The 18,445-nt window shown below is 73.6% G+C and carries 2 protein-coding genes; both read left to right on the top strand.

Going from position 1 to position 18,445, the window contains the following annotated elements:
* The first annotated feature begins 3 nt into the window (after positions 1-3).
* The gene (locus tag C6Y14_RS25975) at positions 4-9,978 is read left to right on the top strand and encodes a non-ribosomal peptide synthetase (protein WP_107019223.1); all 9,975 of its coding nucleotides are present in this window, start codon (positions 4-6) and stop codon (positions 9,976-9,978) included.
* On the top strand, positions 9,978-18,431 hold the full coding sequence (locus C6Y14_RS25970) for a non-ribosomal peptide synthetase (protein WP_107019222.1): 8,454 nt from the start codon (positions 9,978-9,980) through the stop codon (positions 18,429-18,431). Before C6Y14_RS25975 ends, C6Y14_RS25970 begins: the two co-directional genes overlap by 1 nt.
* Positions 18,432-18,445: the final 14 nt, after the last annotated feature.

Raw genomic sequence — 18,445 nt, 5'->3', positions numbered from 1 at the left:
GAGTTGCTGGAGCGGGTGCGGGAGCGGGCGTTGTCGGCGTACGCGCATCAGGACATTCCGTTCGAGCGGCTGGTCGATCTGATCAATCCGCGCCGTTCGCTGGCGCATCATCCGTTGTTCCAGATCATGCTGGTGCTGCAGAACAACGCGGAGGCCGTCCTCGACCTGCCCGGCATCGACACCACCCGCGAACGGATACCCGGCGACCGGGCCCGCTTCGACCTGACCTTCAGTCTGCGGGAACAGCGCGGCCCCGACGGAGCCCCGCTGGGCATCACCGGCTGGGTCGAATACACCACCGACCTGTACGACGAGGACACCGTCACCACACTCGTCCGGCGCTGGACGCGGTTCCTCGACGAGGCCGCCGCGCTGCCCGGCCGCAGGCTCGGCACCATCGACCTGCTCACGGCCGAGGAACGGCACGAGCTCCTCACCGTGCGCAACGACACCGCGACCGACCTTCCGGACACCTCCGTCACCACGCTCTTCGAACGCCAGGCGGCCCGGACGCCGGACGCCGTGGCGGTGGCATCCGGCGGCGAGTCGGTCACCTACGCCGAACTCGACGCACGGGCGAACCGGCTGGCCCGTGCGCTGATCGGGTACGGCGCCGGCCCCGAGCGCTTCGTCGGTGTCGCGCTGCCGCGCTCGGCCGACCTGATCATCGCCCTGCTGGCCGTGCTCAAGACAGGGGCGGCCTACGTTCCGTTCGACCCCGACTACCCGGCCGAGCGCATCCGCTTCATGATCGAGAACAGCGGACCCTGCTGCCTGGTCACCACCGCGAACACCCGCCCGCCGGCGGCCGACGTCGGCGGCACCCCGGTGTTCCTCCTCGACGAGGAGGGCGGCGGGACCGCGGTCCCGGACCCCGCGGACGGCGACCTCGCCGCGCCTGCCGTCACGGCCGGCCACGCGGCCTACGTCATCTACACGTCCGGGACCAGCGGCATGCCCAAGGGCGTCGTGGTGTCCCACCGCGGTCTGCCGAATCTCGTACAGACACTCGCGCGTCGGACCCACGTCACCGCGGGCAGCCGGGTGGCACAGCTCGCCTCGCCGAGTTTCGACGCCGCGATCGCGGAGACCTTCCTGGCCCTGCTGTCCGGAGCCTGCCTGGTGCTGCCGGACAGCGGCCTGACCGGCGCCGAGCTGGCCGATCTGCTGGTCGGACACCGGGTCACCCACGTGACCCTGCCGCCGTCCGTACTGTCCACGCTGGCGCCCGGCGACCTGCCGGACCTTGAGTGCGTCGTACTGTTCGGCGAGGCGGCGCCGCCGGGACTGGTGTCCCGGTGGTCGGCCGGTACCCGGATCCTCAACGGATACGGGCCCACCGAGACCACGGTCGGCGCCACGCTGAGCGGAACTCTCGGCGCCACGGACGGACCCGTGTCGATCGGACGCCCCCTGGACAACACCAGGGTGTACGTCCTCGACAGCGGGCTGCGTCCGGTCGCCCCCGGCGTGGCGGGCGAGATGTACGTCGCGAGCCGCGGCCTGGCCAGGGGCTACCTGGAGCGTCCCGCCCTGACCGCGAACCGGTTCGTGGCCTGCCCGTTCGGATCGGCCGGCGAGCGCATGTACCGCACCGGAGACGTCGTACGGTGGCGGCGGGACGGCGACCTGGAGTTCGTCGGCCGCGCGGACGACCAGGTGAAGATCCGCGGTTTCCGGATCGAGCCCGGCGAGGTCGAGGCCGTACTGTCCGGTCACGAGCGGGTGGCCAGGGCCGTCGTCACGGTGCGGGAGGACCGGCCGGGCGACCACCGCCTGGTCGCGTACGTCGTCCCGGCCGTGGCCCATGACGATCCGGCGCGCGTGCTGCGGGACTTCCTGCGCGAGCGCCTGCCGGACTACCTGGTGCCCGCCGCCGTCGTGGCCGTCACCGAGATGCCCCTCACCCCCAACGGCAAGGTCGACCACGGCGCGCTTCCCGCACCGGACTACGCCGCCATGGCGGGGACGAGCACGGTCGCGCGCACCGGCCCGGAAGAGGTCATGTGCGAGCTGTTCGCCGACGTGCTGGGACTTCCCGCGGTCGGCCCGGACGACAACTTCTTCGACCTGGGCGGGCACTCCCTGCTGGCGACCCGTCTGGTCTCCCGCATCCGCACGGCGCTGCGCGCCGAGGTCTCGGTCCGGGCGGTCTTCGAGGCACCCACGGTCGCGGCCCTCGTACGACGTGCCACGGCGGCATCGGACGCGACCCGGCCCGCACTGCTGCCCGCGGAGCGGCCGGAGCGCGTGCCGGTCTCCTTCGCCCAGCAGCGCATGTGGTTCATGAACCGCATGGACGGCGAGTCCTCCGCCACCGGCGTTCCGATGGTGTTCCGGCTCACCGGAGAACTGGACGAGGACGCGTTGCGCGCGGCGCTGGCCGATGTCGTCGCCCGGCACGAGGCGCTGCGGACGGTCTTCACCGAGATCGACGGCACACCGGTGCAGACGATCCTGCCCGCCGGAGTGGACGTGCCGCTGCCCGTGACGGAGGTGACCGAGGCGGGTCTGTCCGACGCGCTGGCCGGTGTCGCCGAACAAGGCTTCGACCTCGCCACCGACCTGCCGCTGAGGGCGGCACTGCTGCGGGTGACCGACTCGGGAACCCGGGTCCTGAGCGTCGTCGTCCACCACGTCGCCCATGACGGCTGGTCCACGCGGCCGCTGCTGCGCGACCTGTCCCGCGCCTATGCCGCGCGGGCCGCCGGGGAACCGCCGGCCTGGGCCCCGCTGCCCGTGCAGTACGCGGACTACGCGCTCTGGCAGCGCGACCTGCTCGGCGCGCTGGACGACCCGCACAGTCCGGTCACGGCGCAACTCGCCTACTGGAAGCGGGTACTGGCCGAACTGCCCGAGCAGGTCGGGTTGCCCGGCGACCGGCCGCGGCCCGCGTCGGCCTCCTCGCGGGGCGCGGGTACGGCCTTCGAGATCGGTCCCGAGACGCACGCCAGGCTGCTGCGCGCGGCGCGGACCGCGGGCGTCAGCGTGTTCATGGTGCTGCAGGCCACGCTGGCGGGAGTGCTGACCCGGCTGGGCGCGGGCACGGACATCCCGATCGGGGCGCCGGTGGCGGGCCGTACGGACGAGGCCCTGGACGATCTCGTCGGTTTCTTCGTCAACACGCTGGTGCTGCGCACGGACACCTCCGGCGACCCGACGTTCGCCGAACTGCTGGACCGGGTACGCGAGACGGCGTTGTCGGGGTACGCCCACCAGGACGTGCCGTTCGAGCGGCTGGTGGACGTGCTCAGCCCCCGCCGCACGCTGTCGCACCATCCGCTCTTCCAGATCCTGCTGGTCCTCCAGAACGCGGCGGAGGCCACCCCGGAGCTGCCGGGGGTCAGGGTGACCCGGGAACCGGCGGCGACCGCCAACGACGCACGGTTCGACCTCACCTTCAGCCTCCGGGAACGCCCCGGCGACGGAGGCGCGCAGGGGATCAGGGGCTGGGTGGAGTACCGCACCGATCTCTACGACGCCGTCACCGTCGAATCGCTCCTGGAGCGCTGGGTACGGTTCCTGGACGCGGCGGTCACGGACCCGCGCACCCGCATCGGCGCGATCGACATCCTCGGCGGCGACGAGCGGATCCGCCTGCTGGAGGAGTGGAACGACACCGCGCTCGCCGTACCCGACGTGCCCGCCCCGGGGCTGTTCGAGCGTCAGGTCCGCCGTACGCCGGACGCGGTGGCGGTCGCCTTCGAGGAGGAGACCCTCACCTACGCCGAGCTGAACCTCCGCGCGAACCGGCTGGCCCGCCATCTGGTCGGCCGGGGCGCGGGTCCGGAGCGGTTCGTGGCGCTGGCCGTCCCCCGGTCGGCGGACATGATCGTGGCGCTGCTCGCCGTACTCAAGTCCGGTGCCGCCTATGTGCCGATCGACCCCGACCTGCCCGCGGAGCGGATCCGCCTCATCGCCGAGGAGATCCGTCCGGTCTGCCTGGTGACCGCCGGGGACGCGGTGGCCGGTCTGCCCCAGGTGCCCGTCCTCCGGCTCGACGACCCGGACCTGCGCGCCGCGGTGGCCGCCCTGCCGTCCCACGACCTCGCCGACACCGACCGCACGGCCCCGCTGACCCCGGCCACCGCCGCCTACGTCATCTACACCTCCGGCACCACCGGTCGGCCCAAGGGCGTGGTGGTCACCCATGGAGGTCTGCCCAGCCTCGCCGCCTCGGCCGCGCAGCGGTGCGGGGCCGGGCCGGGCGCCCGGGTGCTCCAGTTCGCCTCACTGAGCTTCGACATCACGGTGTGGGAGATCCTGATGGCCCTGACCTCCGGCGCCCGGCTGGAACTGCCGGACAGCGGGATGGCGGGCGACGAACTGGCCGCGTTCATCGACCGGCGGGGCGTCACGTACGCCACCCTGCCGCCGACCGTCCTGGCGACCCTGCCCGAGGACGGCATGCCCAGCCTGGACTGCGTTCTCGTCGGCGGCGAGTCGGTGTCGCCGGGACTGGTCGGACGGTGGGCGGCGGGCCGCACGGTGCTCAACGGCTACGGTCCGACCGAGGCGACCGTCGGAGCCACGATGAGCGCGCCGCTCGCCGAGGACGCCCGGCAGGTTCCCATCGGGACCCCCCTCGCCAACATGCGGGTGTATGTGCTCGACGACCGGCTGCGGCCGGTGCCGCCCGGCGTGGCCGGTGAACTGTATCTCGCGGGCGCCGGCCTGGCCCGCGGATACTTCGGGCGGCCCGCGCAGACCGCGAGCCGGTTCGTGGCCTGCCCGTTCGGCGGCCGGATGTACCGGACGGGCGATGTGGTGCGCTGGTGGCGGGACGGGAACCTGGAGTTCCTCGGCCGCGCCGACGACCAGGTCAAGGTGCGCGGCTTCCGGATCGAGCCGGGCGAGGTCGCGGCGGTGCTGTCCACCCACAAGACCGTCTCGCAGACCGCGGTCGTCCTCCGTGAGGACCGGCCGGGCGACCCACGGCTCGTCGCGTACGTGGTGCCCGCCGACGCCGCCGCGGGCGCCGACCCCGTCGTGCTGCGGGAGTACCTGCGGGAGCGGCTGCCCGACTACCTGGTACCCGCCGCCCTGGTGGTGCTCGACGGGCTGCCGCTGACCCGCAATGGCAAGGTCGACCAGTCCGCGCTGCCCGCTCCCGACTTCGCCGCCGCGCTCAGCGGCGCGCCGCGGACGCCCGAGGAGGAAGTGCTCTGCGGACTCTTCGCCGAGGTGCTGGGGCTGGCGGACGTCGGAGTGGACGACGGCTTCTTCGACCTGGGCGGGCACTCGCTGCTGGCGACCCGGCTGGTCTCCCGGATCCGCGCGGCGCTGGGGGCCGAACTGTCCGTACGTTCCGTGTTCGAGGAACCGACCGTCGCCGGTCTGGCACGCCGGCTCAGGCAGGCCTCCGCGACCTCCCGGCCCCCGCTGGGTCCGGTCGCGGGCGCCGGCCTGGTGCCGGTGTCCTTCGCGCAGCGGCGACTGTGGTTCCTGCACCGGCTCGACGGCCCGAACCCCGTCTACAACATGCCCGTGGTCCTGCGGCTGACCGGTGCGCTCGACCCCGACGCGCTGCGCACCGCACTCGCGGACGTGGTGGACCGGCACGAGCCGCTGCGCACGTTGATCGTGGAGAAGCGGGGAGAGGCCGTGCAGCGGATCCTCCCCCCGCGCCGGGCCGTTCCGCTGCCGGTCAGCACGGTCGAGCCGCAGGACGTGCCCGAACTGGTGGCCCGCGCCGCCCGCCACGGCTTCGACCTGTCGGCCGAGGTGCCGCTGCGCGCCCAGTTGCTGCGGACCGCCGACGACTGGGTGTTCGTCCTGGTCCTGCACCACAGCGCGAGCGACGGCTGGTCGATGGGACCGCTGCTGCGTGACCTGGGGCTGGCCTACACGGCACGGGTCGCCGGCCGGCCGCCGGCCTGGCCGACCCTGCCCGTGCGGTATGCCGACTACGCGGTGTGGCAACGGGAGTTGCTGGGCGACCCGGACGATCCGGGCGGCGCGATCGCGGGCCAGCTCGCGTACTGGCGGGAGACCCTGCGGGAACTGCCCGAACAGGTGGGGCTGCCCGGCGACCGGCCGAGGCCCGCCGTCGCCTCCCACCGCGGCGGCGAGCTGGCGTTCGAGATCGACCCCCGGGTGCACGCCAGGATCGTGGACACCGCGCGGGGCACGGGCACCACCGTCTTCATGGTCCTCCAGGCCGCGCTCGCGGCGCTGCTGACGCGGCTGGGCGCCGGCACCGACATTCCGGTCGGCACCCCGGTGGCCGGCCGCACCGACGCGGACCTGGACGAACTGGTCGGCCTGTTCGTCAACACGCTGGTGCTGCGCACCGACACCGGCGGCAACCCGACCTTCACCGAACTCCTGAGCCGGGTGCGCGAGCGCGCGCTGTCCGCGTACGCGCACCAGGACGTGCCGTTCGAGCACCTCGTCGACGCGCTGAACCCGCACCGGACGCTGGCGCATCATCCGCTGTTCCAGATCATGCTGGTGCTCCAGAACAACGCCGGTGCCGGTCTGACGCTGCCCGGCCTGGGGGTCGAGCCGCTCGCGGTCACCGGGCGCACGGCCCGGTTCGACCTCACCTTCAGCCTGCGTGAACTCCGGTCCGCCGACGGCGGCCCCGGCGGGATGTCCGCGCACGTCGAGTACAGCACCGATCTCTACGACCGGGAGACCGTGGAAGCCCTGGGCCGTCGACTGGTCCGGTTGCTCGACGCGGCGACGGCCGAACCCGGCTTGCGCGTCGGCGCGATCGACCTGCTCTCCGCGGAGGAACGCCGTGCCCTGCCGGTGTGGGGGACCGGTGACGCGCAGGCCGCCAGGACGGAGCCCGTCCAGGCACTGTTCGAGCGTCAGGCCGCTCTCACCCCGGACGCCGTCGCCGTCGTCGGGGACGACGAGTCGCTGACCTACCGCGAGGTGAACGTGCGGGCCAACCGGCTCGCACGCCGGCTGATCACGTCGGGAGCCGGTCCCGAGCGCTTCGTCGGCGTGGCGCTCCCGCGGTCGGCGGACCGGATCGTGGCCGTGCTCGCGGTGCTCAAGACGGGCGCGGGCTACCTGCCGGTCGATGCGGATCATCCCGCCGACCGCGTGCGGCTGATGACGCGGGACACCGGGGCGGTCTGCGTCGTCGCCCCCCACGACACCGTCCTGCGGGAGGCCGTCGACCTGCCGTTCGTCCCCGTGACGGAGGCCGGCGACGGAGAACGGTCCGGTGACGACGTCACCGACACGGAACGGCTCGCCCCGTCACGTCCGGCGCATCCCGCCTACGTGATGTACACCTCCGGATCGACCGGCACGCCCAGGGGCGTCGTCGTCACGCACGCCGATGTGACCGCCCTCGCGCTGGCGTCGTGCTTCCGCACCGGGGCCCACCGGCGGGTGCTGGCGCACTCACCGTCCGTCTTCGACGCGTCGACCTACGAGATGTGGGTCCCGCTGCTCTCCGGCGGGTGCGTGGTCCTCGCGCAAGGAGACCTCGACCCCGACACCGTGCGGTCGGTGACGGCCCGGCACGGCGTCACCGCGATGTGGCTGACCGCCGGCCTGTTCCAGGCCTTCGCCGAAGAGGCGCCGGACTGCTTCGCCGCACTGCGGGAGGTCTGGACCGGCGGCGCGGTGGTCCCGGCCTCCGCCGTCCGCCGTGTGCTGGCCGCCTGCCCGGGGCTCGTGGTGGTCGACGGGTACGGCCCGACGGAGACGACCACCTTCGCGACCCGGCATCCGATGACGGGCGACGTCCCCGACCGGATCCCCGTCGGCACCCCGCTGTCCGGAGTGCGGGCCCACGTCCTCGACGACGGACTCGCCCCGGTGCCCCCCGGCACACCCGGCGAGTTGTACCTGGCGGGCGCCGGTGTGGCGCGCGGATACCTGGGACGCCCCGGATCGACCGCGGGCCGGTTCGTCGCCTGTCCGTTCGGGGACGCCGGCGAGCGCATGTACCGGACCGGCGACGTCGTGCGCTGGAACGGCGACGGAGTACTCGAATTCCTCGACCGTGCCGACGACCAGGTGAAGATCCGCGGCTTCCGGGTCGAACCGGGCGAGGTCGAGGCGGCTCTGGACGGCCACGACGCACTCACCTCGGCCACGGTGATCGCGCGGGACGACCGCCTGGTCGCCTACGTGGTGCCCGCCGCCGGGGCCGGTGACGATCTCGCGGGGGCCGTCACCCGGTTCCTGCGCGAGCGGCTCCCGGACTACCTGGTCCCGGCCGCCGTGGTGGTGCTGGACGCGCTGCCCCTGACCGCGCACGGCAAGATCGACCGACGCGCGCTGCCCGCCCCGGACTTCGCCGCCGCCTCCGGCCGGGGCGGGGCACCGCGCGGCGCCCGCGAGGAGACACTGTGCGCGGTGTTCGCCGAGGTGCTCGCGCTGCCCGCGGTCGGCGTCGGGGACAACTTCTTCGACCTGGGCGGCGACTCCATCTCCGCGCTGCGCCTGGTGACCCGGATCCGGACGGCGGGACTGGTGGTGAGCGTCCGCCAGGTGTTCGAGCACCCGACGGTCGCGGCCCTGGCCTTGGCGGCGGCAGAGGTCGCGGGCACGGACGACACCGACGTCGCCGTGGGCACCGCCCCGCAGACACCGATCATGCGATGGCTGTTCGAGGGCGGCGGTCCGGCGGTCGACTCGGCCAACCAGGCGATGCTCACGGACTGCCCGGCGGACATCTCCGAGCGCGCGTTCCTGGCCGGCCTCCAGGCCGTCCTGGACCAGCACGACGCCCTGCGCATGCGGATCGGCGGGACGGAGCCCCGGACCGTCGAGATCACCGAGCCCGGCTCGGTGCGCGCCGAGACCTGCGTCGACCGGATCGATCTGCCCGCGACGGACGGGGCGGCCCGGGACGAGGCGGTGCGGCGCGCGGCCGCGGCGGCGGTGGCGAAGCTGGCCCCTCGGGCCGGAGCGATGGTGCGGGTGGTGTGGTTCGGCCGGGACCGGGTGCTGCTGGTCCTGCACCACCTCGTGGTGGACGGGGTGTCGTGGCGCGTGCTGCTGCCGGACCTGCGCGCCGCCTGGGAGGCCGCGGCCGAGGGCCGCGCCTGGCGGCGGGAGGGACGGGGCACGTCGTGGCTGCGGTGGTCCCGGCTGCTGTCCGAGCAGGCCCTGAGCCCGGAGCGGGTCGCGGAGCTGCCGCGCTGGTCGGCGATCCTGAACCGGCCCGATCCCTGGCCGGTGCGTGCGCTGGACCCCTCGGTGGACGACACCTCGTCGGCGGGATCACTGACGGCGACGCTGCCTCCGGAAGTGACGCGCCCCCTGCTCTCCGAGGTGCCGGCGTTGTTCCACGGCGGCGTGAACGACGTGCTGCTGACGGCGTTCGCGGTGGCGGTGGCCCGGTGGCGGGCGTCGATCGGCGGCGCGGGCACGGCCGTGCTGGTCGAGTTGGAGGGACACGGCCGTGAGGCCGACGCGATCGGCACCGGACTGGACGTGTCCGACACCGTGGGCTGGTTCACCAGCATGTACCCGGTACGGCTCGACCCCGGGGCCGTCGACCTCGGCTCGGGAACGGACCTGGACCGTGCGGTCAAGCGGGTGAAGGAACAGCTGCGCGACATCCCGGACAACGGCATCGGCTACGGCCTGCTGCGCCATCTGAACCCGCAGACCGCACCCGTGCTGGCCGAAGCCCCCGGTCCGCTGCTCGGCTTCAACTACCTCGGCCGGTTCGCCACCGCCGCGGACGGCGGGGCGGCCCTCTTCCCGGCCGGCGCCCCGAACGCCCCGGCCACGCCCCTGCACCACCTGATCGACCTCACCGCGGTCACCCACGACGGACCGGACGGCCCCGAGCTCACGGCGCACTGGTCGTGGGCCGGGAACCTCTTCCCCGCCGGCCGCCCCGCCGAGCTGGCCGAACTGTGGTTCACCGCCCTGACCGGCCTCGTCGACCACGCCCGCCGTACCGACGCGGGCGGCCTCACCCCGTCGGATCTGATCGTCCCGCTCGACCAGGCACAGATCGACCTGATCGAGAACGTGTGGAAGGACCTGTGATGGCCAAGCCCGCCGACATCCTGCCCCTCTCCCCGCTGCAGCGCGGACTGTGGTTCCACGCCTGGTACGGGTTCGAGTCCGGCGCGGCCGACGGTGACGTGTACGTGATCCAGCAGGTGCTCGAACTGGACGGCGACGTCGCGGAGGAGCGGCTCAGGTCCGCCGCGCACGCCCTGCTGCGCAGACACCCTCATGTCGCGGCGGGGTTCTTCCACGAGGGCCTGGACGCCCCGGTGCAGGTGATCCCCTCCGACATCAAATTGCCGTGGCAGAGCTTCGACCTGTCAGGGCTCCCCGAGCCGGACCGTACGGACCGGCTGGCGGCGATCCTGGACGCGGACTGGCGCCGCCGGTTCGAACCGACACGTCCGCCCCTGCTGCGGTTCACACTGATCCGCCTGTCGGCCCGCGACGTCCGCCTCGTGGTGACCAACCATCACATCCTGCTCGACGGCTGGTCGGTGCCCCTCCTGCTGAAGGAGCTGTTCGCCCTCTACCACTCCGACGGGGACACCACCGCCCTGCCGTACGTCCCGCCGCTGCGCCGCTATCTGGAGTGGCTGCACCGACAGGACCGCGGCCTCGCGCGGGAGGCATGGCGTACGGCGCTGGCCGGACTGCCGGGCCCGACCCGGCTGGCGCCCGGAGTGCCGACGCGGGACGTCGCGACGGTGCCGGAGGCCGTGCAGATCGGCCTGACCGCGGAGCTGACCGGGCGACTCCTCGCCCGTGCGCGGGAGTGGGGCATCACCCTGAACACGGTCGTCCAGGGGCTCTGGGCGGTCCTGCTCGGCGGCGTCACCGGCAACGACGACGTCGTCTTCGGCACGACGGTGTCCGTACGCCCGCCGGAGCTGCCGGGCAGCGACCGCATGATCGGCCTCATGATCAACACGGTTCCGTTACGGGTGCGGCTGCGCCCCGCCGAGTCCGTCCGCGACCTGCTGATCCGTGTGCAGCGGGAGCAGACGGCCCTTCTGGGTCACCAGCACCTCGACCTCGGCGAGATCCGGCGACTGGCGGGAACGGAAGACCTGTTCGACACCCTGACGGTGTTCGAGAACTTCCCCGTCGATGCCCGGACCGCGGAAGCCGGCCCGGAATTCCGGCTGGCGCGGCGCGGCGGCCGGGGCGGCGACGCCTCGCACTATCCGCTGAGCCTGGTCGTCACACCCGGCCGGGAACTCACCCTCCGTCTCAGCCACCATCCCGACGTGCTCGGACGCGCCGCGGTCACCGCCCTGTCCGAACGATTCGTCCGGCTGCTGGAAACGACGGTCCGCACCCCGGAGCGACGCCAGGCGGACCTGGACCTGCTCTCCGACGGCGAACGCCACCAGCTGCTGACCGAGGGCGACGACACCGGCAGACCGCGCGGGCCCCGGACACTGCCCGCGCTCTTCGAGCGGCACGCCGCCCGCACACCGGACGCGGTCGCGGTGCTCGCCGACGGCGTGGCGGTGAGCTACGGCGAACTGAACGCCCGGGCCAACCGGCTGGCCCGGTACCTGATCACCCAGGGGGCCGGACCGGAGCGGTTCGTCGCGCTGGTCATGCGCAACTCGGTCGGGCTGGTCGAGGCGCAGCTGGCCGTGGCCAAGGCGGGCGCGGCCTTCCTGCCGATCGACCCGGACTACCCCGAGGAGCGGATCCGGTGGACGCTGGCCGACGCCCGGCCGGCCCTGATCCTCGGACCGGAGGGCGGGCCGGCCGACATCGGCGGCCCGGTGATCGCCGTCGACGGCGAGGAGGCGGCCCGCGCCCTGCTCGCGTTCTCCGACGCCGACATCACCGACGCCGAGCGGCACGGCCCGCTGTCCGCCGCGCACCCCGCCTACATGATCTACACATCCGGCACGACCGGCCGTCCCAAGGGCGTCGTGGTGCCGCACGCGGGAGTGCCGAACCTCGCCGAGGCGGTCCGCGCGTCGTGCGCGCTGGGGACGACGAGCCGGGTGTCGCGCCTCGCCTCGCCGAGCTTCGACGCGTCGGTGCTGGAGCTCGCGATGGCCTGGGGAGCGGGGGCATGCCTCGTCATCCCGGAGCGGAGACTGGCGGGCGACGATCTCGCCGCGTTCCTCACCGACCGGGGCGTGACGCACGCCATGCTGTCCCCGACCGTCCTGGCGACCCTGCCGGCCGGCGGACTGCCCGCACTGCGGTGCCTCGTCGCCGGCGGCGAGGAGATCTCCACCGGACTGGCCGACCGGTGGTCGGCGGGACGCGACCTGGTGAACGCCTACGGCCCGACCGAGATCACCGTGTGCGCCACGACGAGCGGCCCGCTGGGCGCGCAGGACGGGCCGGTCCCCATCGGCAGGCCCCTCGACAACACCCGGGTGTACGTCCTGGACGGCTGGCTGCGTCCGGTGCCGCCCGGGACGACGGGGGAGTTGTACGTCGCGGGCGTCGGGGTGGCCCGGGGCTACCGGGACCGCGCGGGGCTGACGGCGGGCAGGTTCGTCGCGTGCCCGTTCGGCGGCCCGGGCGACCGGATGTACCGCACCGGCGACGCGGTTCGGCTGCGGGCCGACGGCGAACTGGAGTTCCTCGGCCGCACCGACGACCAGGTGAAGGTCAGGGGCTTCCGGATCGAGCCCGGCGAGGTGGAGTCCGCCCTGTCCACTCATCCCGCGGTCGCCCACGCCGTCGTGATCGCACGGCAGGACACACCCGACACGGCGCGTCGCCTGGTCGCCTACGTCGTACCCGCCGCCGGCCACCCCGCCGACGGCCTGTCGGACGCGTCCCGCGCCTGGCTGCGAGACCGGCTGCCGGACCATCTGGTCCCCGCCGCCGTGGTGGTGCTGGACGCGCTGCCCCTGACTCCGCACGGCAAGGTCGACCGGCCCGCGCTCCCCGCCCCCGGCGACCTGGCACGCGAGGCCCGGGGCGGCCCGGCCCGCGGCCCGGCGGAGCAACTGCTGTGCGAGCTGTTCGCGGCGGTCCTCGGAGTGGCCGAGGCCGGCACCGCGGACGACTTCTTCGACCTCGGCGGCGACTCGATCTCCGTGCTGCGCCTGGTGTCGCGGATGCGGGAGGCGGGCCTGACCGCCACCGCACGGGACGTCTTCGAACACTCCACGGTCGCGGAACTGGCGAGGGCGGCGCAGTGGGCGGAGGCCCCCGGCCCCCTACCGGCGGATGACAACGGTGTGGGCGAGGCGATCCCGACGCCGGTGATGAACTGGCTCCTGACCAGCGGTGAATCCGCTGTCGACTCGATCCACCAGGCCATGCTGCTGGGTTGCCGCCCCGGCATCACCGAGCGGGATCTGGTGACGGGCCTTCAGTCGGTGCTCGACCAGCACGACGCGCTGCGGATGCGGCTGACCGGATCCACCGTGGAGATCACCGGCCCGGGTTCGGTCCCGGCGGCGGCCTGCTTCGAGCGGGTCGAGCTGTCCGGCGCGGACGACGACGAGGAGATCGCACGGGCCGCTGCCGCCGCCGTCGGGCGTCTGGATCCCCGCTCCGGGGCCGTGCTGCGGGCCGTCTGGTTCGACCGGGGGACCCGTCCCGGCCGGCTGCTCCTCGTGCTGCATCACCTGGTGGTGGACGGGGTGTCCTGGCGGGTGCTGGTGCCGGACCTGCGCGCGGCCTGGGACGCGGCGGCCGAGGGCCGGACCTGGCGGCGTGCCACCCGCGGCACGTCGTGGCGGCGCTGGTCCCAGCTGCTGGCCGAGCAGGCGTCCAGCGCGCCGCGGCTCGCGGAACTGCCCCTGTGGACCGGGATCACGGAGTCCCCGGACCCGCTCCCGGTCCGGCCCCTCGACCCGGCGGTGGACACCTCGTCCTCGGCGCGGTCGCTGCGGGTGTCACTGCCCGCGGGCGTGGCGGGACCGCTCCTGTCGACGGTGCCGTCGATGTTCAACGGCCGTGTCAACGATGTGCTGCTGACGGCGTTCGCGGTGGCCGTGGCACGGTGGCGGGAGACCCTCGGCGGGGCCGGCTCGGCGGTCCTGGTCGAACTGGAGGGACACGGCCGGGAGTCCGCCGCGATCGGCCCCGACGTGGACGTGTCCGACACGGTTGGCTGGTTCACCAGCGTGTACCCGGTGCGGCTCGATCCCGGCGACGGGGACCTGCGGCAGGCCGTCAAGCAGGTCAAGGAGCAGCTGCGGAGGATCCCGGACAACGGCATCGGGTACGGCATGCTGCGCCACCTCAACCCGGAGACGGCCGGTGTGCTGGCCGGCCGGCCCGGTCCGCCGTTCGGCTTCAACTACCTCGGGCGGTTCGCCGCCGACGCCGGGGACGACAGCGAGCGGGGCGCCGACGCCGAACTCTTCCTCATCCCGGTCGTGGACGGCGCCGAGACCCCCTTGCGCCACTTCGTCGATCTGAACGCCGTGACCTACGACCGGACGGACGGCCCCGAGCTGTCCGCGCACTGGTCGTGGGCGGGCAACCTCTTCACGGAGGAACAGATCGCCCGCCTCGCCGACACGTGGTTCGCCGTCCTTCGCGAACTCGCCGGTCTCACCGCGGGCGGTCTGACCCCCTCGGACCTGATGGTTCCCGTCCCTCAGCGGATGATCGAGAAGTGGGAGCGCCGCCCGGAGGGTGTCGCCGACGTACTGGCGCTGTCCCCGCTCCAGCAGGGGCTCTGGTTCCACGCGCGCTACGCCTCCGGCTCGACCGACGTGTATCTGGTCCAGCAGGTCCTGGACCTGTCCGGCGACGTCCGGCCGACGGCCCTGCACAGGGCCGCCGAGGCCCTCCTCGCACGGCATCCGCACCTCGCCGCCGGATTCCACCACGACGGCCTCGCGTCGCCCGTCCAGGTCGTGCCCGCCACGATCGTCCTGCCCTGGCAGGAGACCGACCTGTCGGGGCGGGACGACGGCGAGCGTGCGCGCGAATGGGCCGGAATCCTCGCCGCGGACCGCGCCGTCCCCTTCGATCCGGCGTGCCCGCCGCTGCTGCGCTTCACCCTGGTGCGGATGTCGCCCGCCGAGGTCCGTCTCGTGATGACGTATCACCACCTGCTCCTCGACGGCTGGTCGATCGCCCTGCTCGTCCAGGAGCTGCTGACCCTGTACCGGGCGGAGGCGGACGGGCACCCCTCCGCGCTGCCGCGCGTGCCCTCGTACCGGACCTACCTGGAATGGCTCCGGGGGCGGGACCGGGACCTGGCGCGGCAGGCCTGGGAGAAGGCGCTGGACGGGGTCGGCGGTCCGAGCAGACTGGCCGACGGGGGTGCGGCGCGGGACCTCGTCGCCGAGCCCGCCCCCCTCCAGGTGGAACTGCCGGTGGAGCTGACCGACCAGCTCTCCGAACTGGCCAGGAGCCGGGGCGTCACCCTCAACTCCGTCGTCCAGTTCGCCTGGGGCGTCCTGCTCGGCCGGATGACCGGCTCCGACGACGCCGTGTTCGGCACGACGGTGTCGCTGCGGCCACCGGAGCTGCCCGGCTGCGAGCACGTGATCGGCCTGTTGATCAACACCGTGCCGGTACGCGTCACGCTCACGCCCGGCGAATCGGTCGCCACCGCCCTCACCGGGTTCCAGCAGACGCAGAGCGCGCTGCTGGACCACCAGCACCTGGAGCTGGGCGAGATCCAGCGGGCGTCGGGGACGGGCGACCTCTTCGACACCCTCGTGGTGTTCGAGAACTATCCCGTACCGGCCGACGACACAGGAACAGGCACCGGCACCGGACTCCGTGTCCGGCACGGCGGCGGCCACGGCGGCGACGCCTCCCACTACCCTCTGAGCCTGCTCGTGCTCCCCGGACGGCGCCTCACCCTGCGCTTCGGCTACCGCCCGGACGCCTTCGGCCCCGACGCCGTCGACGCGGTCGCCCGGCGCCTCGTCCGCATCCTGAGCGTCGTGGCCACCGATCCGGACCGCCCGCTCGCGGAGGTCGACGTGCTGACCCCGGCGGAGCTGCACCAACTGCTCGTCGAGGACAACGACACCGACCTCGACCGGGCGCCCGCCACACTGCCCGCCCTGTTCGAGGACCAGGTCGCGCGCACCCCGGACGCGACCGCGGTGGTGTACGGCGGCGACTCGGTGACGTACGCCGAACTGAACGCCAGGGCCAACCGCCTCGCCCGGTACCTGATCGACCGCGGCGCCGGCCCGGAACGGCTCGTGGCCCTGCTGCTTCCCCGCTCGGTCGAGCTGGTCGTGGCACTGCTCGGCATCCTCAAGGCGGGTGCCGGCTACCTGCCGATCGCCGCGGACCTCCCGGCCGAGCGCACGCGGCTGATGCTCGCCGACGCCGGGCCGGTCTGCGTGGTGACCGGCCCGCCGCGGGACCTCGGGCCGACCGGCATCGCGCTGGACCTCCCGGAGCTGGCCGGCGTCCTGGCCGGGTACTCGTCCGCGAACGTGCCCGACACCGAACGCCTGGCCCGCCTGGATGTCCGGAATCCGGCCTACGTCATCTACACCTCGGGGACCACCGGCCGCCCCAAGGGAGTCGTCGTCCCGCACGCCGGGGTGGCCAACCGGCTCGCCTGGATGCGGGAGCGGTACGGTTTCTCGGCCGGGGACCGGGTGCTGCAGAAGACGCCGTACGATTTCGACGTCTCCGTCTGGGAGTTCTTCTGCACCCTGTCCGCCGGGGCCACGCTGGTACTGGCCGGGCCGGACGAGCACCGGGATCCCGTCGCCGTCGCCGAGGCGATCCGTCGCGACCGCGTGACCGTGGCGCATTTCGTCCCGTCCATGCTGCGCTCGTTCCTGGAGCGGGGCGGCGCCGGTGCCGGTGCCGGTCTGCGCCAGGTGTTCTGCAGCGGAGAGGCGCTGCCCGGCCGGCTCCAGGCCGACTTCTTCGCCCGTGTTCCGGCACCGCTGCACAACCTGTACGGCCCGACCGAGGCGTCGATCGACGTGACGGCACGGGAGTGCCTCCCCTCGGACGGCGCCCGGACGCCGCCCATCGGGAAGCCGATCGACAACATGCGGGTCTACGTGCTGGACGGCCGGCTGAGGCCGGTGCCCCAAGGCGTTCCGGGCGAGCTGTACCTGGCCGGTGTCGGTCTCGCGCGGGGTTACCTCGGCCGTCCGGCGCTGACCGCGGGCCGGTTCGTGGCCTGTCCCTTCGGCGGCCGGATGTACCGGACCGGTGACCTCGTACGCCGTCGTCCCGACGGCGACCTGGAATTCCTCGGCCGTACCGACGACCAGGTCAAGATCCGCGGCTTCCGGGTCGAACCCGGCGAGGTGGAGGCCGTCCTGGCCGGGCACGACCTGGTGGCGCAGGCGGTCGTGACCGTCGGGGCGGACCAGCTCGGTGAACGGCGGCTGATCGCCTACGCGATACCGGTGCCCGACTCCGGGCTGACCCCCGACTCGGCGCCGGCCCTGCTGCGGGACTTCCTGCGCGACCGGCTGCCCGATCACCTCGTGCCGGCCACCGTGGTGGTACTGGACACGGTGCCGCTGTCGCCGAACGGCAAGGTCGACCACCGGGCACTGCCGGTGCCCGACTTCGCGGGCGCCGCCGGCAGCGGGACACCCCGAGGGCCGGTGGAGGAACTGCTGTGCGGCCTGTTCGCGGAGGTCCTCGGCCTGCCGCGGGTGGGGGTGGACGACGACTTCTTCGCCCTCGGCGGCCACTCACTGCTGGCCGCTCGCCTGGCGGCGCGCGTCCACGAGGCCACCGGCGTCACCCTGTCCGTGCGCCAGGTGTTCGAGGCACCCACCGTCGCCCTGATGGCCGAGCACACGGAGTCCGGCAACACCCCCGAGACCGACTTCGACGTGCTGCTGCCGCTGCGCCGCGGAGGCACCCGCCCGCCGCTGTTCTGCGTCCACCCCGTCATGGGCCTGAGCTGGGTCTACTCCCGGCTGCTCGCGCACCTCGACCCCGAACTCCCCGTCTTCGGGCTGCAGGCACGCGCGATCACGGAGGCGGACCGGGCTCCGGCCTCCGTCGAGGAGATGGCCGACGACTACGTAGAGGCCCTCCGACGGGTGCAGCCCACCGGGCCCTACTCCCTGCTGGGGTGGTCGTTCGGCGGGGTGGTCTGCCACGCCATGGCCGCGCGACTGCAGGAGCTGGGGGAGCGGGTCGACCTGCTGGTGATGCTCGACGCGCGCGTGCCCTCGGATGCGCTGCCCGAGCCGGGGCACGACGAGGACAGCCTGCTCGCGGAGCAGATGCGGCGGGCCGGCCTCGACGAGGACGCGCTGAACCGCTACCTGGCGGGTCTCGAACCAGCCGTACGGGACCGCATGCTGCGCCGGGAACGGGGCATCGCCCGTGCCGCGGTCCACAACAACGCGGTGCTACGGACGTTCGTGCCGGGCCGGATCGAGGGCGACGTCCTGTTCTTCACGGCGGGTGAGGGAACCGCCGTCGCCGAGTCCTGGCAGAAACACGTGACGGGGAGGGTGCTGAACCACAACATCCCCTGCGCGCACCGGGACATGCTCACCCCGCAACCGGTCGCGCGGCTCGCGGAGCTCATCACCCGTCACATCGGAGGAAACTGACCCCGGAAGGAACG

This window comes from Streptomyces dioscori (assembly GCF_003024195.1).
GTDB classification, from domain to species: Bacteria; Actinomycetota; Actinomycetes; order Streptomycetales; family Streptomycetaceae; genus Streptomyces; species Streptomyces dioscori.
The sequence above is the reverse complement of the archived record's forward strand: the minus strand, read 5'-3'. Positions and strand labels throughout refer to the sequence as shown.

What these genes read in the sequence shown, in the direction of transcription:
- C6Y14_RS25970 (WP_107019222.1), top strand. Translation starts at nt 9,978, where the DNA reads ATGGCCAAGCCCGCCGACATCCTGCCCCTCTCCCCGCTGCAGCGCGGA.